General features: G+C 53.6%; 13 protein-coding genes, 1 rRNA gene and 1 other RNA gene. 6 read left to right on the forward strand and 9 right to left on the reverse strand.

The window, feature by feature from the left end:
- Nucleotides 1–146 precede the first annotated feature (146 nt).
- The 4 genes from rnr (at nt 147) to ssrA (ending at nt 4,718) form a co-directional block, all read left to right on the forward strand.
- Entirely contained in the window at nt 147–2,981 is a 2,835-nt protein-coding gene (gene rnr, locus FHS17_RS30060) for a ribonuclease R (protein WP_167283128.1), read from the forward strand.
- A gap of 294 nt (nt 2,982–3,275) precedes the next feature.
- Nucleotides 3,276–3,476, forward strand: a complete 201-nt coding sequence (locus FHS17_RS30065) for a cold-shock protein (protein ID WP_012772186.1) — start codon at nt 3,276–3,278, stop codon at nt 3,474–3,476.
- Between the two features lie 173 nt (nt 3,477–3,649).
- Nucleotides 3,650–4,132 carry an SsrA-binding protein SmpB gene (smpB, locus tag FHS17_RS30070; RefSeq protein WP_167283131.1) on the forward strand — a complete coding sequence of 161 codons (483 nt, stop codon included), beginning with the start codon at nt 3,650–3,652 and terminating at the stop codon, nt 4,130–4,132.
- 221 nt (nt 4,133–4,353) lie between these two features.
- Nucleotides 4,354–4,718, forward strand: a transfer-messenger RNA (tmRNA) gene (gene ssrA / locus FHS17_RS30075).
- A 549-nt stretch (nt 4,719–5,267) separates the two neighbouring features.
- Here ssrA and FHS17_RS30080 read toward each other — a convergent pair.
- The 9 genes from FHS17_RS30080 to FHS17_RS30780 form a co-directional block, all read right to left on the reverse strand.
- Entirely contained in the window at nt 5,268–8,027 is a 2,760-nt protein-coding gene (locus FHS17_RS30080; protein ID WP_167283134.1) for an alpha-mannosidase, read from the reverse strand.
- The gene (locus FHS17_RS30085) at nt 8,014–11,166 is read right to left on the reverse strand and encodes a beta-galactosidase (protein WP_167283136.1); all 3,153 of its coding nucleotides are present in this window, start codon (nt 11,164–11,166) and stop codon (nt 8,014–8,016) included. The genes FHS17_RS30080 and FHS17_RS30085 overlap by 14 nt, the downstream gene beginning before the upstream one ends.
- The gene (locus FHS17_RS30090; protein WP_167283138.1) at nt 11,156–12,484 is read right to left on the reverse strand and encodes a glycoside hydrolase family 125 protein; all 1,329 of its coding nucleotides are present in this window, start codon (nt 12,482–12,484) and stop codon (nt 11,156–11,158) included. Before FHS17_RS30090 ends, FHS17_RS30085 begins: the two co-directional genes overlap by 11 nt.
- A 167-nt stretch (nt 12,485–12,651) precedes the next feature.
- Nucleotides 12,652–13,566 (reverse strand): carbohydrate ABC transporter permease, encoded by a 915-nt coding sequence (locus FHS17_RS30095; RefSeq protein WP_167283140.1) that lies wholly within the window; start codon nt 13,564–13,566, stop codon nt 12,652–12,654.
- 18 nt (nt 13,567–13,584) lie between these two features.
- Nucleotides 13,585–14,520 (reverse strand): ABC transporter permease, encoded by a 936-nt coding sequence (locus FHS17_RS30100; protein WP_167283155.1) that lies wholly within the window; start codon nt 14,518–14,520, stop codon nt 13,585–13,587.
- Nucleotides 14,521–14,834: 314 nt separating this feature from the next.
- Complete coding sequence (locus tag FHS17_RS30105; protein ID WP_167283142.1) at nt 14,835–16,331, reverse strand: ABC transporter substrate-binding protein; 1,497 nt, start codon at nt 16,329–16,331, stop codon at nt 14,835–14,837.
- A 150-nt stretch (nt 16,332–16,481) separates the two neighbouring features.
- Nucleotides 16,482–18,020 carry a response regulator transcription factor gene (locus FHS17_RS30110; RefSeq protein ID WP_167283144.1) on the reverse strand — a complete coding sequence of 513 codons (1,539 nt, stop codon included), beginning with the start codon at nt 18,018–18,020 and terminating at the stop codon, nt 16,482–16,484.
- Nucleotides 18,013–19,842 (reverse strand): cache domain-containing sensor histidine kinase, encoded by a 1,830-nt coding sequence (locus FHS17_RS30115; protein ID WP_167283146.1) that lies wholly within the window; start codon nt 19,840–19,842, stop codon nt 18,013–18,015. The genes FHS17_RS30110 and FHS17_RS30115 overlap by 8 nt, the downstream gene beginning before the upstream one ends.
- Nucleotides 19,843–20,026: 184 nt before the next feature.
- Nucleotides 20,027–20,377: a hypothetical protein gene (locus FHS17_RS30780; RefSeq protein ID WP_243865606.1), complete on the reverse strand. Its 351-nt coding sequence runs from the start codon at nt 20,375–20,377 to the stop codon at nt 20,027–20,029.
- A 437-nt stretch (nt 20,378–20,814) separates the two neighbouring features.
- Here FHS17_RS30780 and FHS17_RS30125 point away from each other — a divergent pair, with 437 nt between their 5' ends.
- Together FHS17_RS30125 and FHS17_RS30130 are read left to right on the forward strand one after the other, a co-directional pair.
- Nucleotides 20,815–21,009 carry a hypothetical protein gene (locus FHS17_RS30125; RefSeq protein WP_167283148.1) on the forward strand — a complete coding sequence of 65 codons (195 nt, stop codon included), beginning with the start codon at nt 20,815–20,817 and terminating at the stop codon, nt 21,007–21,009.
- 969 nt (nt 21,010–21,978) lie between these two features.
- Nucleotides 21,979–22,049: ribosomal RNA gene (locus tag FHS17_RS30130) — 16S ribosomal RNA — on the forward strand; the annotation flags it as partial.

Below are 22,049 nucleotides of genomic sequence, written 5' to 3' on the forward strand. Positions count from 1 at the left end.
GGATACCTCCGTTTTTTGTTTTTTCCGGGGTTTTACGGATGCTGGGGAATGATTTCGTGTATACTTACGGTATATGATATTCTATCAGCCGGTAGTCAAAATAACGGTAGAAAAGGCCTCCGGTGTATGAGGTGACTAGGAGAATTATGATGCAAGAGCAGGAACTGCTTGATTTTATGAGGGAAACGGCTTATAAGCCAATGACTTATCAGGAGCTGGAACAGCATTTCGGCATAACCGATGCGACGGAGTTTAAACAATTCCTGAAGATGTTAAACCAGTTGGAGGAAGAAGGTAAGGTCATTCGGACGCGCAACGAGCGCTATGGCGTTCCAGAGAGAATGAACCTGCTGAGAGGTAAAATCCAGGCGCATGCGAAAGGGTTCGCATTCCTATTGCCGGATGAGAAGGATCACCCTGACGTTTACATACATGCTAACGATCAGAAGAGTGCGATGAACGGTGATATCGTACTGGTACGGATTACCTCGCAAAGCGAAGGCGGAGGACGAATGGAAGGCGAGGTTGTCCGCATTGTGCAGCGTGCGGTCACTCAGGTTGTCGGTACCTTCGACAGTCATGAAGCTTATGGCTTTGTGATTCCGGATGACAAACGGATTAACCGTGATATTTTTATCGCGAAAGGCGAGTTCCAAGGTGCGGTGTCGGGACAAAAGGTTGTCGTCCGTATTGTATCTTATCCGGAAGGACGTTCTGCTGCGCAAGGTGAGATCGTTGAGATTCTAGGGCATAAAAATGATCCGGGTATCGACATCCTGTCGATTATTCGCAAGCATCAGCTGCCAGAGAGCTTCCCCGATGAAGTAATGGCGGAGGCTGAAGCAGCCCCGGATTCCATTACTGAGGAAGAGATTATCGAGCAGGGCCGCCGCGACCTGCGCGGTGAAGTTATTGTTACGATTGACGGTGAAGATGCGAAAGACCTTGATGATGCTGTTCATGTGAAGCGGCTTGAGAATGGTAACTACCTGCTTGGTGTTCATATCGCAGATGTCGGGTATTACGTGAAAGAGAAATCGGAGCTTGATCAAGAAGCGTTCCGCCGTGGTTGCAGCGTATATCTCGTTGATCGGGTTATTCCAATGCTGCCGCATCGGTTGTCGAATGGGATCTGCTCGCTGAATCCTCAGGTTGACCGTCTGACGCTGTCCTGCGAAATGGAATTTGAAGCGAAGACGCTAAAGCGCGTTCGTCATGATGTGTTCACGAGTGTGATCAAGACGAAAGAACGTATGACCTATACGAATGTGAAGAAGATCCTGACAGCAACGGAAGAGGAACCGCAAACCGAGCTGAAGGAACGTTATGCAGATCTTCTTGATATGTTCAGCTTGATGGAAGAGCTGGCGATGAAGCTTCGGAAGAAACGGATGAAGCGTGGCGCGATTGACTTTGATTTCCAAGAGTCGAAGGTAATCGTGGACGAGCAGGGCAAAGCGGTTGATATTGTGAAAAGAGAGCGTTCTGTCGCTGAGCAGATTATTGAGGAATTCATGCTCTCGGCGAATGAGACAGTGGCGGAGCATTTCCACTGGCTGCGCGTTCCGTTCCTATACCGGATCCATGAAGATCCGGATCAAGAAAAACTGCTTCACTTCATGCAATTCGCTTCGAACTTTGGTTATGTCGTGAAGGGTAAGGGGAATTCGGTTCACCCTCGCGCTCTGCAGACACTGCTTGAAGAGATTCGCGGCTCGAAAGAAGAGACAGTTATCTCAACAGTGATGCTGCGCTCCATGAAGCAGGCGAAATATGATGCTGAGAGCCTAGGTCACTTTGGTCTCGCGGCTGAGTTTTATTCCCACTTTACCTCGCCAATCCGGCGTTATCCGGACCTTGTGATTCACCGTGTGATCCGCGAAGTGCTGGACAACCGTGGTGCATTAACGGAAGCGCGCAACGAAGCACTCGCAGCACGCATGCCGGATATTGCGCAGCATTCATCCGAACGTGAGCGTGTAGCGGTTGATGCAGAGCGGGATACGGATAAGCTCAAAAAATGTGAATACATGCTGGATAAAGTCGGAGAAGAATTCGACGGTATTATCAGCAGTGTGACAAGCTTCGGCATGTTTGTCGAATTGAGTAATACGGTGGAAGGGCTTATTCGTCTAAGCGATATGTCGGATGACTATTACCACTTCCATGAGCTTCATATGGTGCTGATCGGCGAACGTACCTCGAAGGTCTATCGTATTGGTGATGAAGTGAAAATCCGCGTCTCGCGGGTAAATATGGACGACCATACGATCGACTTTGAGATGGTTGATATGAAGCCGCGCAGCGATTTCAAAGGCGTAGCGGATGCAGGCTTTGGTGCTGGCCGAGGCAACAATGGCCGCAAACGCGGAGGTTTTGGCCGCGGTGGTGATGCGGGAGCTGTGGCTGGTCGCGGAGGCGACCGCGCTAGCGGCGGACGCCGCGGCGGAGATAAGCGCGCCGGGCAAAACAGTGCGCAAGGTGGTTCTCGCGGCGGCGCAAATGCGGGCCGCGGCAAGGCCGGCGAAGCCGGTGGCGCGCAGCGGAAGCGCGGAGGCGCTGACCGCGGAGCGGCGCAGGGCGCGAATCGCCCAGCCGAAGGCGCGGCGGAGCGCACGCCATGGCAAGAGCCGGCGAAGCCGCTCGAGCAAGGGCGTCAAGTGCGCGGAGCAAGATCGCGCACGGATATGTGGGGGCTGCCGATTAGCGGCAGCCGAGGTCGCGATGCCGATACGGGCGAAGATCCGGATCAAGGGCAGCGCTCAGGCGGTAATCGTGGTGGCCGAGGTCAACGCGGAGATCGCAGTGGAGGCCAGCGTGGTACTGGTCAGCGCAGCGGCGGCACAAATTCTTCGAGTGGAGTGAATAATTCCAGCGAAGAAGGGAAAAATAAGAAAAGAAAAAGAAATAGCGGAGACGGCAGTAATAACAACGGAGGAGGCAACTCCACCGCAGCGTTTGTCCGCAAGAAACGTAAATAAAAGTAAATAAATATGGAACATATATAGTACTAAACCTGGGAAAATGGTGCTGCCAGAAGCGGCGCGGTCTGCGAGTAAGCAGCACCGTTTCTTAGGATAAGCTGGGAAAATATATTTAAGCTTGTCGCTTGCATTTTGAATTTGGGTATAGTACACTCAAAGCAATTGATGATATGAACCTGAATTCACATATTGAAAAGGGTGTCATTAAAGTCATGGACCTTTTTCAATGTGTGAATTTTTTGTTTCGATACGAAATAGGCGCATATTAATACATTTTTGGAGGTAATACACATGCAACAAGGTACTGTTAAATGGTTCAACGCTGAGAAAGGTTTCGGCTTCATCGAAGTTGAAGGCGGCAATGACGTATTCGTTCACTTCTCCGCAATCGTTGGCGAAGGCTTCAAAACTCTTGAAGAAGGCCAACGCGTTGAGTTCAACGTTGTTCAAGGCAACCGTGGACCACAAGCTGAGAACGTTGTTAAGCTGTAATAGCTTAATTTAACGAACGGAGACCGCCCTTAATGGGGCGGTCTTTTTATTTATGTAAGCGATGTATTTCCGCGGACAGGTCTCTTGCTTTAGGCTTTTAAAGTTGTTACAATGAATTCCTAATAGCGCGCATTTAGAGCTGAATGACGTAAACAAAGATGAGGTGAAAGACTGTGGGTAGTAAGAAAAATGACGGAAAGCAACTCGCTCAGAATAAGAAAGCTTCCCATGATTACTTCATTGAGGATACGTATGAAGCGGGAATCGTGCTTATGGGTACGGAGATTAAAGCACTCCGAATGGGCAAGGCGAATATTGGTGATGCGTTCGCGACGATCCGGAACGGCGAGATGTTCATTCATAATATGCACATCAGTCCTTTTGAACAAGGCAACCGCCACAATCCAACCGATCCAACACGCGCTCGGAAGCTGTTGCTTCATAAGCAGCAAATTCACAAACTGCTCGGCCAGTCCAAGCAGGAAGGCTATTCGATCGTACCGCTTAAGATTTATGTACGCAATGGCTACGCGAAGCTGCTGATTGGCCTTGGTAAAGGTAAGAAGCAGTATGATAAGCGTGAGACTGCTGCCAAGCGTGATGCACAGCGTGATATCCAGCGTGTGCTTCGTGAGAAGCAGAAGGTTGCAAGATAACCTTTTATGGTGCATCCTGTATGTACTGGTATCAAGAAGCTAAGCAATTGTCATTGAGTTCGTGTTATACTAGAGAAGCGCTAAAGGAAAGACGAGGCGCTGATCTAGAAGTTATACAAGGTAAGGTAATGCTTGCTTGTAATGAAATAGCGTGTAAGTGCGCTACACCTCATTCCAGGCGTTCTTGAAGCTAATCGGCAATATGCCGTTTATGCGATATTGGGGGCGTTTATGGATTCGACGGGGATAGTACGAGCATGGGTTGCGGGTAGCAGGGAGTCGTCTGCTTCATCAACGCTAAAGCCTATTAAATGGCAAACAACAACAAACTTACGCTTTCGCAGCTTAATAACCTGTGAGCGTGCTCCTACCTAGCATCGCCCATGTGACTAGACTAGGGGCTAACAAGTAGTGGGATACGCCGTTCGGTCTCCGCCTGGGGTCGACGGAAGAAGATAATCAGGCTGACCCAACGCGTAGTCGGTTACGGGACGACGCTCGGGTGACATCAATACTGTGACTACACCCGTAGAAGCCTGTGTGGCGTTGTCTTCGGACAGGGGTTCAAATCCCCTCGCCTCCACCATGAAAAACCCGACCGCATGAGGTCGGGTTTTTGCTTTGTTTTAAATTGATAAATATTCCTAATAATTGGATTGTTAATATTAAAAAATGAATGTTTTTTATTATTGTCTGAGAAGGTCGTAAGCTAATTTAACTGCTTGTGAGAGTGGATATAATACAAAGATTATCATACCGTCGAGAACGAGGTTTCGTGCGAAATCATTAGGGCAAGGTGTTGAGTCCTAGCCTCTAAAAGTTCGGCAAAATTTTTCTGTCGACCTTTTGTATTTTAATCAATTTGGCACAGAAGCGTTGTAGTGCCTTCTAGAACGGCGATATGACGGGTATGGGTAATGAGGCGGCTGAAACTCTCATTGGAGTTGTAGAAGGCGTTTATAACGGTTAGAGTGGGCCATAGAGAACTATATATTTAAGGATGATTGCCAAGGCAATGGATACCGAATCGGTCCGATTAGCATTCAACAAGCGAGCGCAAGTAAAAAAGAGGATGAACCAGCCATGGCCGGTTCATCCTCTTTCTCATTTCGTTAAAAGCCAGTTCACAACGGCGTCACTTCGCTGCCGTGATGCCTACCGTATAGATCTCGCAAGGCCCGAGCTCCGCTGCGTACGAGCCGTTCGCACTTTCACCGGACGGCTGCAGGCGTTCGCCTGCCTGTTCGAGCACGTCGCTCGCATACGCCACTGCGGCCGCGCCGACGTTCGGCTGCGCCTGCAGCTTCGCGGCTTCAGGCCGCATGTTGAACCAGCGCAGCATGAGGTCGCCCGTCGCTTCCGCGATCTTGGCAGAGGAGAACGCAATGCCTTCTCCTTCCCATGCCAGGAACGAGTGCGTCGGCGATAGTGTTCCGCTGTGTACGCCGGTCTGCGCGCTTGTCCACGGCGCTTGGAACTGATACGCGTCCGCGTACGCGCCTGTTGCCGCGCCATCGCCGCCATGCGGAAGAATCAACAGTTGGGTCGTATGCTCACCGAGGCATTGCGCTTCCGGCGTCGGGAAGACGCCCCAGTCGCCCAGCTCGGAGACGGAACGAAGCAGCGTGACGGCAATCGTATTGCGGCCGTCGCGAAGCACTTCGTATTCGTTCAAGCCCAGATTCGCGATCGTGAGGCCCTGCGTACCGTCGCTGACATCGGCAAAGGCTTGCTGATGCTGCGCGTTACTCGGGTTCTCCCATTCGACGGCCGGCTCGTTGCCCCGAACCGCCACTTCGAAGATCGCGTCAGCCCGATGGACGGACGCAGCCAGGTCGGTCGGGAACAAGGCGCGCACGCGATGGTCCTTCGCTTGGTTATTGAACGTCGTGCTGATGCCTACGCCGCGCCCGGAGCGTTCCAAGCTGACGACGGTGCGAATCGTAAACGGCACGAATGTTGTCGATCGGCCGGCTTTGCGCTCGGGATAATAGACAGCTTCCTGCTTCTCCTGCTCGAACAGCTCATCGGCAGATGCCGGGATCGACCAATGATGCACGATCTCGACCGCGGCGCGGAACGCGCTGTCTTCGATGACGCGAATGTCAGCAGCTAGGCCCTTGGTCGTGAGAACCGGCTCGCCGTCCGGCTGCTTGAACATATACTCGTTGCCGATATCTCCGACATTTTCATAGATAAGCAGATCGCGGTACGTGCGTCCACTGGCGATATCCGTTACCGCCAAGGTTCCGTCCTCGGCAATTTCGATGCACAGGTTGGCGTTCGCAAGCGTACGGGGACCGGTCACCATTGACGGCGACGAAGCGTCATTTGCAGCTCCGAGCACCCAAGCGTAAGTTTTCAAGCCAAGCGCCGGCACGGCGGTCGCTTCGAACGTCAGCTTCACGCGGCGTGTCCAATACGGCTGACGGAATTTGTCATCTGGCAGGTCGTAGCCGAACTGCAAGCCTAGATCCTCGACCGTATGAGCAACGGCGTTGCCGTCCGCATCCACGAGCGTCCGGCCCTCGATGGACATTTCCTTCATCATACGAATCATATCATTCGGGGCGATGCCTTCACGGAAATACACGCGCGTAATGTCCAGCTCAATTTCCAAGACGCCGCTGCGCGTCCATCCCGTCGTATTGAACGCGACGAGCGGCAGCGGATCCTGACCGTAGCCCGCGAATACGCTTGTATCGACCGTACCTGCGACCGCGTGTTTGCTGTCGTCGACGATTGTCTCCGCCACATGACGGCTCTTATCGAACCTGGTGACCATCTCGCGGTGCACCTCGTCGACGCTGCAGCCGCAGATGCTGTCGTGCGGATGGTTCTGCATGAGCGTTTTCCAAGCGTACTTCAATAGATGATGCGGGTACTTGGCCCGGCCCGTCACATGCGCAAACGCGGCAAGCGGCTCGGCGACCTTCTCGAGGATCGTCTGGCCGACCTGATTCATCTGTTTGAGGTAGACGCGGGCGGATGCCGTATTCACGAGCGTTGACCAGCCGTCCGTCCGCTGGCTGCGCAGCTCGCCGCGCACGACCGACAATTGCTTGTCTTCGAGCGACGACTTCAGTGACGCCAGGTAATCCGGGAAATTCGAATGGACGAAATCCATATCCGGGTACAGCTTGCGCGCGACGCGGATCGCTTCGGCCAGATCCGTCTGGATCGGCTGATGATCGCACCCGTTCATGAACAGCAGCTGTCCCGTCGATGCGTATTTGCCGGCATCGGCCAGCTTGCGGTCCCAGTACTCCTTGGATTCCGCTTCATCCACGGGCACCTCATTACCATTGCTGTACCAGTTGGCGAACAGAATGCCGAGCACCTGCGAACCGTCCGGTCCTTCCCATACGAGCTCCGAGAAGGATGACTCATAAGCGGAGTCCGAGACCATGTTGTTGAACCCCGTCGGCTTGACGCCGCGGCCGAACACCGCGTTGTCGATGCCCGCCTGCTTCATGAGCTGCGGCGCTTGGCCTATGTTGCCGAAGGTGTCAGGGAAATACCCGACCTTCGCGATCGTGCCGTAATGCGAGGCATCTTGATGCCCGATCTGCAGATTTCGGACGTTTGCTTCGCTGCTCGTCAGGAACGCATCCTGCAGGACATACCATGGACCAATATGAATGCGGCCCTCGCGGATCCATTTCTCCAGGCGCTCCCGTTGGTCCGGGCGTACCTGCAGGTAGTCCTCGATGATGATTGTCTGCCCATCGAGATAGAAGCTGCGGTATTCCGCGTCGTTCTCCAGCGTGTCCAGCAATGTATCCATGAGTGCGATCAGCCGCACGTGGTGTTTCTCGTAAGGCAGATACCATTCGCGGTCCCAATGCGTGTGCGAGATGATATGTGCTGTTTTTCTATTATTAGCGTTCGCCATGGCGATCGTCTCCTTTCGATTTCAAGCCTTCTTCGGCTGGCTGCGCCAGCACTTCCACTTCGTCCGGGCGATAGACTTCCGTTACGCAGCCGTTCAGGTCGACGGCAAACAGCACCGCACGCTCCCGTTCCAACACGAACGAATACGTCGTACCCGTCACGGTGGACCTCACTTCGATCTGCGCGTCATGCGCGTATTCGGACACGAACACGAAGAGCTCGCCTTCCTTGAAACGAAGACTCCGGCCGTATACGCCGGCCAGGTGGCCGCCTCTCAGCCATTCTAATTCTCGGCGCCCGCCTGAAACTTCCAGCGCGTGCGCATAGAGCGCAGCGACCGGTTCTGCGCGTTCGTTCAGCTCCACGGGCAGCGGGCACCAGATCAGGCGTCCTTGTCCGTAGGCCGTTTCCATGACCTGGTCCGCTCCCGCAGGGGCACCGTAGCCAGCTTCCTTGAACACTTCGGCGATCCTTCGGTGACCGTATGATACCGGATACTCCTTGTCCCCAATCGCGAGCCGTTCTTCCCGGACGACGTTGGCTGACTTCCGCTGGCCGAACGTATCCGCGAGCCGGTCCGCTTCCCGCCAGTAGGCGTCGAGCCCGAGTGGGCCCGTGAACAAGAGCGTCGCTGCCGTCCGGTCCACGATGTCCAGCAACCGCGCGAATGCCTCGTCGGCGAAGTTATGCGCGGACGGTACAATGATTAGCTTGGCCGGCGCTGTCTCCAGCGCATCCAGATGGTATTCCGACACGCCGCGAAATGGAGTCTTCAACTCGTAGCCGAGAACGCGCGTCAGGCGTGTCGTCGCGTCGAACGCCAGCTTGCGGTTAGAGAAGTCGTTGGAGTACGGGAACACAGCGGCGACATCTTCCAGCTCGCGGTCCCGGAACAAATCGCGGATCCGCTCCATGAAGCTGCCGAACCGGTAGGACACGTCCGCCTCCGGTTTCTCGGTTCCATCCGCCCGCAGCGCGCCGATATGAGATTCATTTGCGTTGTCCATGTAGAAGTTGGTGTTCCAGATCCACTGTACGGCGCCGGCTCCGCCAGCCGCGAAGGCATACGCGTACTTGCGCTCAAGCATCGCGCGAAGCTCTTCCTCGGACCGTTTCGCGAATCCAGCCGGTGTTTCAACGTACATGATACCCGTCTCCTGCACGACATTTGGCTTGTCAGCCGTCTTCGCGAAGATACCGTCCCACAGCAGATGGTCGTTCAGCCACCAGGAATGCACGGTCGTATAGTCGACCGCTTCCCCGTAAAAGAACGGCGACGGTCGCTGCGCACCAAGCGCTTCGTCCTGACCGACTGTCACAAGCTGCGACGGATTGCTTTCCTTAATCGCATTGACAAGCTGTTTTGCCCAGCGGTTGTGCATGTCCATAGAGAACAGCGCGTAATCGAGCCAACGCGTGCCCCGTTTGCCTTGGTGCATGTCCTGCACGTCGAAGTTGATGTCCTCCGGTTCCGGAATGACAGCGGATGCGAAATTCGGCAGTTCACCCGGGGTCATGCCCCAGCGCTCGCGCAGCTTCTCGATGGCTCCGTGGCGCTCCGCTAGCCACTCCGCGTACGCCGCCTTCTCGAACCGGTCACGGCTCGAACGCGGACCATCTGAGAAGATCCGCGGCGGATCGAACATCGACGGCTCGTTGATCAGGTCCCAATCGACGTTCGTCGTCTCGCGGTGACGGCTGACGATGGAGCGGATGAACCGCTTCTGCGCTTCCACGCTGCGCGGATCAAGGTACGGGTTTGTGCCTTCCCATGTCTCCGGAGTAAAGGAGAAGAATGTAAACGTTACTTGCAGGCCGTGCCGCTTCGCGGTCATGAAGAACGCGTCGATCGAGCGCAGTACTTCTTCGGACGCATGCCCGTCCACCTGCATGATGTTGCGGTACGCCGTCCAGATGCCCGTGCGGATCCAGTTGATGCCCGCCTTGCGCATTTGCGCCATATCGCGATCCCACACCGATACATTAGGCAGGAACAGGAACTTGCGCGCAACGTCTGAGGTCATATAGGTCATGCCGACGACAGGCATCGGCTGTCCGTCCTTCTCGAAATAATCCCGGCCGCGTGACAGCAGACCGCCAGCGTTCAGTAAATCGGCGTCCATCCCCCAGAAGCCTTGGTGAAGCAGGCGCGTCTCGCCGTCCGAGGATTTAGCGACACAAGTCACATGATAATAACCCGCGTGGATGTCGCCGAGCAGCGGAATGCGCTTCAATTCGAGCTCGGGGCCGATTTCCGCCTCGTGACGGCAGGTGAACACGTCCGAGTCATCGCCATGGCGGACTTTGATGTCAAACGTCCAGTTCGTTTTGCCCGCCGTGCTTCGACCCAGCTTCTGCGACTGCAGCGTCAGCATCGGACGCTCATGCAGCTCGTAGGAAGCATAGCTCGGCTTCAGCCACAGCTCGGTCACGCCAGCCGCGCAGAATGCCGTCCACGCTTGCAGCGCCTCGGCTCCGCCGCGCGCGAAGAAATCCGCACCAAGCGGTTGGTTGACGAAGAGCCAGCGTCCGCCGGCGAAATCACCTTTCGTGTTCTCCCACAGCACGGCTGGTGCAGCCACTTCCCGTCCTTCGGAGGAGATGCCCTTCAGCACGGGGTAAATATGCGCGTCCATCGGACCGGCCGAGCCCATCTGCTGCGGCAGGTCGCTCGATTTGGTCACATGCGGCACGAGGTTCCACGTATCCGTGACGTCGAGCAGCGACTCCCGGCCCTTGAATAGAGGGATTTCCTCGACAGATGCCAGCTTTGCGACTGGCGCCGCCTTCACAGGCAGCATCTCATGTATGCGCAGCTGACGGTGATACGCCGTTTGTTCCGGCTCTGGGAGCCACTCACCGGCTTCTTTGCGGACTGGCACTCGGAAAGGTGCGCCACCCAAGCTGATCAAGCCACCGCCACGTTTCAAGAACCCGAGCAGCGCTTCCCAAGCCGCGGCGGGAAAATAAGGCGCATGCAGCGACACGAATACGCCGCCGTCCGCACCTTCCAGCCTCGATGCCAGCGCATCGGCGCCACACACCTCGCCGACGCCCCGCAGCTGTTCCAAATCTGGCCCGCCAATGGCAGAGGCGCCCGGAAAGGCGCCATCGTAGAAAATAATTGTCTTATTTAGCATCGAGTAATCCTGCTTTCATCGCTTTATAGACCAGCTGCGAAAACAAGCTGTTGGACCAAGCGAACCATTTACGCGTGAATACGGTTGGATCGTCCGAATGGAAGCCTTCATGCATGAAGCCGGTATCGGCGTCCGTCGCTTCCAAGACCGCGATCATAGCGAGTTTCTCCTCGTCCGTCTTGGCCGTCAGCCCTTGCATGGATAAGGCCATATGCCAGATATACCCCGGCGGCGTATGTGGGCTTCCGATGCCTTTCGCGGCCGTTCCTTCGTAATAGAACGGGTTTTCCTTGCTCAGCGCGAAACGGCGCGTGTTCTGGTAGATCGGATCGTCCCCATCCACGTAACCAAGGTATGGAATCGAGATCAAACCCGGCGTACCCGCGTCGTCCATCAAGCAGTAGTTGCCGAAGCCGTCGGTCTCGTACGCGTAGATCGGCCCGAACTCCGGATGCCGGTAGATGCCATACAACTGGATGCCATGGTTGATCTCGCGCTCCAGCTTCGCCATTTCCTTCTCGAACGACAGGTCGCGGAAGACGAACTCTGCGATCTCGCGCATTTGGCGGAGGGTAACAACCGCGAACATGTTGTCTGGGATGTTGTAATGGAAATCGCAGGCGTCGTCGCTCGGCCGGAAGCCGGACCAGACCATGCCTGTATAGTTGACCGGCATGCCGATGCCGTCGTTCATGAGTGAGTCGGTCATGATGCCATTGTCCCGCTCGAAGCGGTATGGCGAACGCTCGAAATGGTATTGCTCCCGTTTCCACAGGTCAACTGCGGCGCGCATGGCGATCTTGAAGTCCGCGTCAAAGATGTCGGCGCGGCCGGTTTCCTTCCAGTACGCGAATGCAAGGCGCATCGAGAAGCAGATGGAATCGAGCTCGAATTTGCGCTCCCATACCCAAGGGGACATGTCCGTCTTGTCGTCGGTGTTCCAGTGCCAGTCATTTGCCATCTCGTTGAACGCGTTTGCGTATGGGTCGATGACGATATTGCGCATGTGCAGCTTGATCAGGCCGCCGATGATCCGCTGCAGGTCGGCGTCGTCCTTGGCAAACGGTACGTAGTGCATGACCTGCTCGACGGAATCACGCAGCCACATCGCGGGGATATCTCCCGTAATGACGAAAGTCGTGCCATCGTTCAGCAGCTTGGTTGTTGTTTCCAGCGTATTCGGAAAACAGTTCTTAAACAGCTGAAGCAGCTTCGGCCGGTGCGCGAGGCGCGTCTCTGCCTCTGCTAGCACCGCTTGCACGGATTGCGGGAGCGGGAGGTGAGGCATGTCGATTTTTGGTAATCTGAATTGTTCCATGGTGTTTTTCCCCTTTGTCGTTACTTTATTGCGTTGTTGCTTATACGTACTTATGCGTACCACAAACGGCCCGTGGGCGGTTGTCCGCGCCGCGGGCCGCTTGCGGTGTGAAATGTTCGTGATGATGTTGATCTTTCGCTTCTCTAACCTTCAAATGCTAAAAGGTATTACTCTTTCACGGCACCAACCGTTAGCCCCTGCACAAAATAGCGCTGGAAGAATGGATACGCGAGCACGATCGGACCGGTTGCCAGGACGACCATCGCCATCCGTGATGTATCCTGCGGCATCGACTGCAGCACGGAAGTCCCCAAGGAGGCGTTGTTGCTATTTGCAAGAATGAACTGCATGCTGTTCTCGATCCGCATCAGCATCGATTGCAGCGGCACCAGGTCGGGGTTCTCGATGTACAGCAGGGCGTTGAACCAGTCGTTCCAATAGCCTAGCACGTTGAACAGCGCGATTGTCGCGAGGCCCGGCAGCGCGAGCGGTACGATGAGTCGGAAGAATATGCCGAACTCGCCGGCGCCATCAATTTTGCCGGATTCGATAATTGCGTCCGGGATCATGGTCGAGAAGAACGTACGCATGATCATAATGTAGAAGGCGTTGACTGCAAGAGGCAGAATGAGCGCCCACAGGGAATTGCCGAGGCCAAGCAGCTTCGTCGTCACGATGTAGGACGGCACGAGTCCGCCGTTAAACAACATCGTGAAGAAGGCAAGGAACGAGAAAAATTTACGGTATTTGAATCCTTTGCGGGAGATCGCGTACGCGAAAAGTGAGATAAAGATCAAGCTGATCGCCGTGCCGACAACCGTGACGAGAATGGTCACGCCGTAGGAGCGCAATAGTTGGTCGCCCGCTTTGAATAGGTAGCTGTAGGCGTCGGTACTCCATTTGCTCGGAAATAACGAGTACCCGTCCTGCGCCAGTGTCTTCTCATCTGTGAACGAGATAACCATGACGAGCAGAAACGGAAACACGCAAGCTAGCGCGAACAGTCCGGCAATGAGGTTGAAGATGATGTTCCAGGCCGGCGTCAGCCGGTGGAAGTCCTTGGATTTCGTAAGGGATGCCATGATGATGCTCCTTTCTTCCTAAAATAACGCGTTGTCCTTATTGAAACGACGGACGATCCAGTTAGACGTGATGACGAGTACGAATCCGACGAAAGATTGATACAGGCCAGCTGCAGTGCTCATGCCGATCTCCCCGGTTGTTTTCAAGCCACGGTAGACGTAAGTATCGATAACGTTCGTGACGTTGTAGAGCGTCCCGGAATCGCGGGTAACTTGGTAGAACAAGCCAAAATCTGCGTAGAAAATGCGGCCTATGGCTAGCAAGGTCAAAATGGTCATGAGTGGTGTCAGCATCGGCAGCGTGACGTTGCGGATCTGCTGCCATTTGTTCGCGCCGTCGATCATTGCCGCTTCGTATAGAGATTTGTCGATACCCATGATTGCGGCCAGATAAACGACGCTGTTATAGCCGAGCGACTTCCATAGGAACACGATGACGATGATGAACGGCCAGTACTTCGGCTCTGAATACCATTGCTGCGGATCCATGCCGAACGCCAGGACGATCTTGTTCATCACGCCGCGGTCGTAGCTGAGGAAGCTATATGCGAAATAACCGACGATGACCCAGGACAGGAAGTAAGGCATGAACATCCCCGTTTGGAACCATTTCGCCAGCCGCTTGTTTGCGATTTCGGAAAGGACGATGGCCATGGCCACTGCCAGAACTAGACCAATGATGATGAACACGATGTTATAGAGTAAGGTATTGCGGGTGATGATGTACGCGTCGTTTGTGCTGAACAGGAACTTGAAATTATCGAAGCCGACCCAGCGGCTGTGGATGATGCTGGAGAGAAATCCGCCGTGCACGCGGTATTCCTTGAAGGAAATCACCGTGCCGAGCATTGGCAGGTACGAGAAGAAAATAAACCAGATACTAGCCGGAAGCACCATCAGGAGCAGGGCTTTATTACGGTTGATGTCTTTGAAGAAACGCCCAAAGGCCTTCATGGGGTTCACCCTTTCTAAGCGAAGTCGGTTTGCAGCACCAAGGGCCTGCGGCAATTCGTCCCAAGGTGAAACGGCTTCCCCGTCCTCAAGGCGGGGTGGCGCGCGTTTCAATCCGGAGAATTCTAAGCCATGTTTATAAAAAAACACTTATAGACTCTTAGAATTCAAGATGAAACGGCAGATGCCGTCCATTGGCGGCGCAAGTTTCATCCCTTAGAACGAGAAACAATGTACGGGATGTCTCATCCCATTCGGTTCCTTGTTTTTGAAAAAAGGGCGAATGTTCGCATTCGCCCTTCGGTGCTATAAGTGCTTTACTTGCCTTGCGTAGCTTTCCAAGCGTCGAGTTGTGTTTGCGCTTCGGTCAGGATTTTACCAAGACCCGCGTCGTTCAATTTTTTGATCGCTTGCGGCAAGTATTTATCCGGATCGACGGTACCCGTCATGAGCGGTGCCCAGAAGGATTCCTTCGCGTTTTGCACGGCCGCAATCTCGCTCGACACTTTCGTCGGATCGAAGTTGAAGCCGAGTAGTGCCGCAGGTTTGCCGGCATCGTTGTATGTCTTGAACTGTTCCCATTTGTCGGCAGGATCGCCTGGGTTCAGGTGCGTGATCATAATGTTGCCAAGTGCGAAAGTTGGCATATCGTAGTTCTTGGACTCAGGCAGGTTCTCCATGTAGTCGCCGTCGGTTACCTTGTAGTGCGTGCCTTCGATACCGGAGTCAACCATGTTGCGAAGAACTGGATCGGTGTTCAGCAGGTTAAGGAATTCCATCGCCTTCTCTTTATGCTTCGAGTTTGCGGAGATGGCTTGCATGGAGCCCATAACCGATTGGTTGTAGATCAGCGCGTCGCTCATCGGCGTCGAGACGATCGGGTAGCCGTAGCTGGTCGACCATACGTTGTCTGCGAACGGCTGCGTCGTAGCTTTGTCGGTGAACCATTTGCCCGTCGCTTGCACGTCCGAAGACGATTCCAGCGTCGCGGCTTCCGTAGGAATGTAGCCAGCTTGGTAGTATTTGTGCATGGTTTCGAGCGCTTGCTTCATTTCCGGCGTTTCGAACACGTTTACAATTTTGTAGCTGGAGTCGTCGAGCTTAACGGCCAGCGGGAATTTCTCAATCAGGTAGTCATATGGAATGTACGGCGTGAAGGTCTTGTCCACTTGCAGCGGCGTCACGTCCGGGTTATTTTGTTTAACCGTCTTCAATAACGGCTCCAGACTTTCCAGGGAGCGCACGTCCGTGATGCTCAGCTTATTCTCATCAAGGATGTTCTTATTGAAGCGCCATACCTCGGATGTCGGAAGCTCTTTGTTCGCCGGTACGCCGTAGTTTTTGCCGTCGACTTTAGAGCCACTCAGGAAGGCAGGGTTCAACGTATCGGTAATGCCTTTGCCGTATTGCGTCAGCAGATCGTCGATTGGTGCGAAAGCCCCTTTGCGCGCGTTTTGTACGTAATCGAATGCCCATGCCGCAGTGAACATGATGTCCATGTCTGCGCCCGAAGCCGTCAGTACTTGCATCTTCTGGTTGTAATCGCCCCAGTCGATCATCGTCATTTTGACTGTTGCGCCAATTTTTTCTTTCGTGTATTCGCTAACCGCTTCCATAACTTTGTCGACGTCTTTCTGCGGCGTGCCGATTGTGTACCAGTTCAATTCGACCGGTTTGGCGTTGCTGCCTGTGTTGCCGGACGAAGTGTTGTTGTTCGTGGCAGTGTTGCCGTTGCTTCCGCAGGCGCTCAGCAAGAGCATGACGGCCATCGCGGACGTCAGGCCGATTGCTGCCTTTTTACGGATGATTCCCATTTGTGTTTCCTCCCTTTTGTCTGTGTAGCATTTCAGTAGTCGCGACTTCTTGCTACTTCATCTTAGAAGATGAAAACATTTTCAAAAATAATAGAAAACAAAGAATAAGTGTACAAAATAAAGAAAGGAACCACGAATGACGCCTCGGCGTCATAGCAGCTCCTTAAAATCGCCCGGCACCATCCCGACATGCTTCTTGAACTGCTTGTAGAAGTAGCCTGTCTCCCAGTACCCGACCTGTCTTGCGATTTCATTCACCTTAAGCCGGCTGTCCGCCAGCAGTTCCTTAGCTTTGTCGATACGAAATTTATTCAGGTAATCCGTGAACGTATCCCCCGTCTGCTTGTGAAAGAGCTGCCCAAGGTAATTGGGGTGAATGTGGAACTGCAACCCAAGCGACTTGAGCGTCAGCGCCTCCGTGTAGTGCTCGTGGATGTATCGCAACGCCTGCTTGATGACGGGACTCATGTCTTCCCCGGAGAACGAATCGGCAGTGAAGAATGCCGCCGTCCGCACGGCTTTCTCCACGCCTTCGAGCGTTGCCGCGGTCACCGCTTGGTCGAGTGCGCTTTGGAACACCTCCGCGGCATCCGTGCGTCCGAGCTTGTCAACTTCGATCTTCATCAGGATCATCAGCTCGATGGCGGCGCCTCTCGCCCGGATGGGATGCAAGCTCTCCGCCATCCGTATAGCCGCGAAATCGCGGTCGATAACCTCCGCCAGCTCATCCTTGTCCTTGGCGAGGATGGACTTTGCATATGCCTCCCATTCGAATAATCCCGAAGGAAGAGCTGCCGTTTCTGCGGAAATATCCGTATAGTCGAGTAAATGCCGGTCTTGCCGCACCAGGAAAAACTGCTGCGCTTTACGAGCCTGGATGTAGCTAGCAGGGGCGTCGGCTGTCGACATGATCCCACCGAGCGCGATCTGCGGGCCGAGTTGCCTGGTTTCCCATTTGTCCGCTACTCTTTCCAAGGCTTCCGTTACCTTAGCTTGATTCTGCTCGTCTCCGTTTATGCAGCAGACGGCGACCAGCTCGTCCTCGTCGTTGCGAAAGGGAACAAAAGTCAGGCGGTCAGTCTCCTCGGTCAGAAGATCCGCGACGCAGTCGTCCGGGCCGTAACCTGTGGCACTCTGTTCCGGGCGAAAACGGATGATCGCCAGCGCCACATATGGCTTCGAAAGATCGATGTCGAGGAGTGTTGTCCGTTCAGTCAGCTCGGGTAACGCGATCCGCCCGTTTACCCATCGGGTCATGACATTGTCCCGCAGGATGCCAATCTCATCTTCCCCCAACGGCTTTTCTGGCTTGTCCGCCTCCAGCTTCCGTACCGTATCCGTCAGCGTCGCCTCAAGCTCCCCGAAGTTAATCGGCTTGAGCAGGTAGTTCTCGATGCCAAGGCGCATACCTTCCTTGAGATAATTGAATTCGTTGAACCCACTCAGGATGATCACCTTCAATTGCGGCTGCAGCTCCCGCGCTTTGCGGATCAGCTCCAGTCCGGTCATGATCGGCATGGAGATGTCAGTGATGAGCAGGTCGACTGGCAACTCGCGCAGTCGCTCCAACGCTTCCTCACCGTCTTCGGCGCTGCCGACGACCTCCAGACCGAAAGCGGACCAATCGATCGCGTCGCTCAACCCTTCCGTGATAAACGGCTCGTCGTCCACGAGTAATACTTTATACATCGCCAGCTTCCTCCCCTTGTGTGGCCTCGGGCCAGGTCACCGTCACCGATGTCCCCTTCCCGGGCATGCTCTCTATGCTAATCCCGTAGCCGGGTCCATACACGAGTTCGATCCGCTCGTGCACGCTGCGCAGCCCGAAGGACTGCTGTTCCTCGGTTTCTGGCATCCTCAGCCGGTGCATGATGCGCGCGAGCCTCTCCGGCTCGATGCCTTTGCCGTTGTCGCGTATCTGAACCCGGATCAGGCCATGCTCTTGCACGGCTTCGATAGTCAGGCTGTTGTTCTTACGACGGGAATCCATCCCGTGCACGATATAGTTCTCTACGATTGGCTGCAGCAGGAGCTTTGCAACTGGAACCCGCAGCAGCTCCTGGTCGCATTCGACCTCATAGGTGAATTTGTCTTTGTAACGGATTCGGAACAGCTCGAGGTACAGCCTGCACATCTCGAGCTCCTCGCCCAGGGTGTTCTCCGCTTTCGCACTGACCGAGTTGCGGAACAGCGCCGCGAGGCTGTAGATCATCTCGCCTACGTCGACCGCTCCTTGCGACATCGCCCGCATTCGGATGACCTCAAGCGTGTTGTAAAGAAAATGTGGGTTTACCCTGGCCTGCAGAGCGGCAAGTTCCGTCTGCTTATGCCGTATCTCCGCCTTGTATTCCCGGTCGATATGCCGGCCCAGCTCGTCGAGCATCTCGTTGAAGCTCTGGGAGATCTGCCCAAGCTCGTCCTCGCGGGCGTCCTGCAGGCGGGCGGTGAAGTTGCCCCCCTCCACCTTCCGCATGAAATGTACGATCCGGTTCGTCCGCCGTGAGATACTGACAATCAGGATGGATGGAATGATCACCGCGACGACGATGCAAATCGAACTGATCAGAATGATCGTCCGCTTGAGGCCTGCGTAAGCCTCGGCCATCACGCTTTTAGGCATAATGCCGACCACGAAGTACCCGGCTTTGTTCTGCGTCAGCGTGGAGATGTACGACGGCTCGTCGAGCAGTTCGGTTTCCTTCAGGGATCCGATTTGCTTCATGTACGGGAAGAGCTGTCCATAGTATTGGTTCGCCGAATCGGACAGCACCTGCCCGTCCTGAGACAGTACCAGAATCTCGCCCTTAAGCGGCGTCCGCTGCTGGTCAAGTGATCGGCTCACCATGCCGGAATCGAAGTATATGAGCAGCTGTCCGATGTTCTTGAGCGTATTCTTATCGTTCACCTGGACGCGCATGGAATACAGCTGCGAGTTCCATTGGCCGATCAGCCCGCGGATCCAGATGTTCGGCGTCGCCGCAACTGGCCCGTCCGCTGCCATGATCTCGGGAATGTAGGAGCGGGTCGGATTGGTCTTGTACAGCCGTCGCGGGCCGTTCCGATTGAAAGCATACAACTGCTGCATGTCCGTGCTGTACAGCAGGATGTTCTGGATGTCGGGATCGGCATCCATTCGGTCCGCGAGATAGCTCAGGATATCGACCGCGCTCTCGTTGCCGCCCGCGTAGTTCTGGTCGAGCATGTACTGCGCGTATTCGCTGTAGGAATGACGGAGAAAGTAGGACGCGTTGCTCGCGAGCAGGCTGTTGCGGTAGATGTCCTGCACCGTGTTCTGCACCCAGTCGTACTTCTGCTCCATATAGCGGTTCACCCGTTCCATTGCCTGCTTCTGGTTATTCAGCTCGCTGTTCACGATAGAATCGGAAATGAGACCAAAGAGCAGGTATGAGAGCGTGATGATCGTCAAATGCACGATGACCGCGAAGACGAGAATGACTTTGACGAACAGGTTGTTCTGTATATAGCTGCGGTAGATTTTCCGGAATCTCAAGCGCCCGTGCCCTCTCTCGTTGATAGTTAGGATTTGCCGCCATTATAACATTAAGGATGGAGCCGCGCCTATTCGGACGCCTGTAAGACCGATGGTGAGATAACTCCATACAATATCCCATATAATGGGTTGTATCGAAAAGAGCCCCATCCCTAGAGGGACGGAGCTCTTTCTCGTGGTTTGGTTAGACGCACGTGAATGATTGAATGGACTGCAAGCTCAGCCCAGTGTACATCCAAAACCGTCCGTTCCACTGAAAACCCGCAACTGATGTGCGCCCTAAGAATACTGGGAAAAACCAGAATTGGTTTCCATTTCTGAGCCAAATGTACGTATTCCTAAACATACAACGAGAAATTGCGCCAGGGTCAACAGCAAACTGTGAGAACTGAGGTTGTTGAGGGATGAATCCCGGCGGAGGTGAGCTGGGTGCCATTGGCTGCCCTGACGGTCCCGAAGGTCCTCCTGGTGGTCCTCCTGGAGGTCCCGGCTGTCCAGGGAATCCTGGGGGGCCGGGAGGTGGGAAAAATGACATGATCTTGTCACTCCTTATTTGATGGGCTAAAACATTGTATGTAAGAGCGGAGGGAAGAGGATGGGCGTATTCGATATTCTTTTTAGCCTCATTAGATAGTGGATTTTCGCAAATTCCTAGTTACATATTAATTTCTAGTAAATGGATTGTTAGTATATAAATCTGGATATTTTTGTTATTATAAATTTGGTAGATTATAAGCTACGAAAACGTAATTAGAGAGTTTTATTCAGGTGCTGGCGGAACAACATTTGTACACAAATTGGCTTTGGAATCCGAAACCCAATATCAATTAACAGCCAAGGTAGCAGGGAAGAAAGCCAGCCAGCCGTTCTTGTTTACCACCATCGTTCCGATGGAAGAGACACCTTTTCCTTCTGTTACAGCTCCAGCCTACACGGATACAAATTATATTTTAAAAGGTGTTATTGAGCCACATGCTACTTTCTTCTTCTATATATAAAGACGGAACGTTTAGCTTTATGATGCCGTCATATCCTCCGTTGCAGGCTGGAGAAACATTGCAGCTCAAAGCTGATGCGCCTGGTAAAGTAATGAGCAATGCGCTGGTGCTCACGACTGTTATGTCAGTAGAGAAGTCCAGTACACCTACTATTACGGGACAGGTTTAATAAGCGCCTATCTTGAAGATGGCACGCAGATTATACGGGTACCTTTTCCGAAATGAATTCAGGTAACTGGTCGATCGGTTTAGCGTTTACTGTTCTGCGAGGCAGAGATCGAAAATATGTTATCACCGACGAGGCAGGAATGCTGCCAAGCGATCCGGTATACATTACAATTCAACGAGTGCCTAAAAGCACAGTGCCCGTTGTTTCAAGTAATGTTAGCGGCGAAACGGTAAATATACAAGGAACTAACGATGGTCCAAGTGTCGATGAACGGATACCGACAATAATTTATGATAGTCAATGATAAAGGCAATGCAATTGCAACTAGCTATGTTGGACTGACGGTTTATTCTCGATCAATGTTTCTTTGATTCAGTTGGTCACTGGCAAGACGATAAAAGTGGTAGCGAAAGAAGCTCAAAAGGTAGTTAGTGATCCATTGGTCATTACGGTGAATTAGCAAGTGAGCAAGTGGAAGCCCCGTCCTCACGCGGATGCAAAAGAGCCTGGTCACTGTACTTCAGTGACCAGGCTCTTTTAATTATGGATTCACACAGCCACAATTCGCCGCCACCATATACGCTCTGAAATGATTGCTTATAATGAAGTAATTATTTTGAGTTACAGTTTACGTGATTGCAGGGGTAGTTTTTTGGCTTGTGTTTAGAACAAAACAATATGTTTTCGGAAAAGTTTTTCAAGAAAAGTCTTGCAATGAGATAGATGCATATGGTATATTCTATTTCTGGCCGAGAGAAACAAGCGGTTGGGACGGAAAGCTGAATATCATTGATAGATAGAAATTGAAATCAATGAAAAATAAGGATTGACACTGAATTCGATAACGTGATAAGATACACAGCGTTGTTGAAAAAAATTGTTCTTTGAAAACTGAACAACGAGCAAAACTGCCCCGTTAGAAATAACGGAAAAAGCGATAAAACAAAGTTTGAGCAAGTCAAACACCATTTCATGGAGAGTTTGATCCTGGCTCAGGACGAACGCTGGCGGCGTGCCTAATACATGCAAGTCGAGCGGAT

Source organism: Paenibacillus lupini, assembly GCF_011761355.1.
Taxonomy (GTDB): Bacteria; Bacillota; Bacilli; order Paenibacillales; family Paenibacillaceae; genus Pristimantibacillus; species Pristimantibacillus lupini.

Bases quoted from the DNA above. Each gene is read 5' to 3' on its own strand.
- rnr (WP_167283128.1), top strand. From the start codon at position 147: ATGATGCAAGAGCAGGAACTGCTTGATTTTATGAGGGAAACGGCTTAT.
- FHS17_RS30065 (WP_012772186.1), top strand. From the start codon at position 3,276: ATGCAACAAGGTACTGTTAAATGGTTCAACGCTGAGAAAGGTTTCGGC.
- FHS17_RS30080 (WP_167283134.1), bottom strand. From the start codon at position 8,027: ATGGCGAACGCTAATAATAGAAAAACAGCACATATCATCTCGCACACG.
- FHS17_RS30085 (WP_167283136.1), bottom strand. From the start codon at position 11,166: ATGCTAAATAAGACAATTATTTTCTACGATGGCGCCTTTCCGGGCGCC.
- FHS17_RS30090 (WP_167283138.1), bottom strand. From the start codon at position 12,484: ATGGAACAATTCAGATTACCAAAAATCGACATGCCTCACCTCCCGCTC.
- FHS17_RS30095 (WP_167283140.1), bottom strand. From the start codon at position 13,566: ATGGCATCCCTTACGAAATCCAAGGACTTCCACCGGCTGACGCCGGCC.
- FHS17_RS30100 (WP_167283155.1), bottom strand. From the start codon at position 14,520: ATGAAGGCCTTTGGGCGTTTCTTCAAAGACATCAACCGTAATAAAGCC.
- FHS17_RS30105 (WP_167283142.1), bottom strand. From the start codon at position 16,331: ATGGGAATCATCCGTAAAAAGGCAGCAATCGGCCTGACGTCCGCGATG.
- FHS17_RS30110 (WP_167283144.1), bottom strand. From the start codon at position 18,020: ATGTATAAAGTATTACTCGTGGACGACGAGCCGTTTATCACGGAAGGG.
- FHS17_RS30780 (WP_243865606.1), bottom strand. From the start codon at position 20,377: ATGTCATTTTTCCCACCTCCCGGCCCCCCAGGATTCCCTGGACAGCCG.
- FHS17_RS30125 (WP_167283148.1), top strand. From the start codon at position 20,815: ATGCTACTTTCTTCTTCTATATATAAAGACGGAACGTTTAGCTTTATG.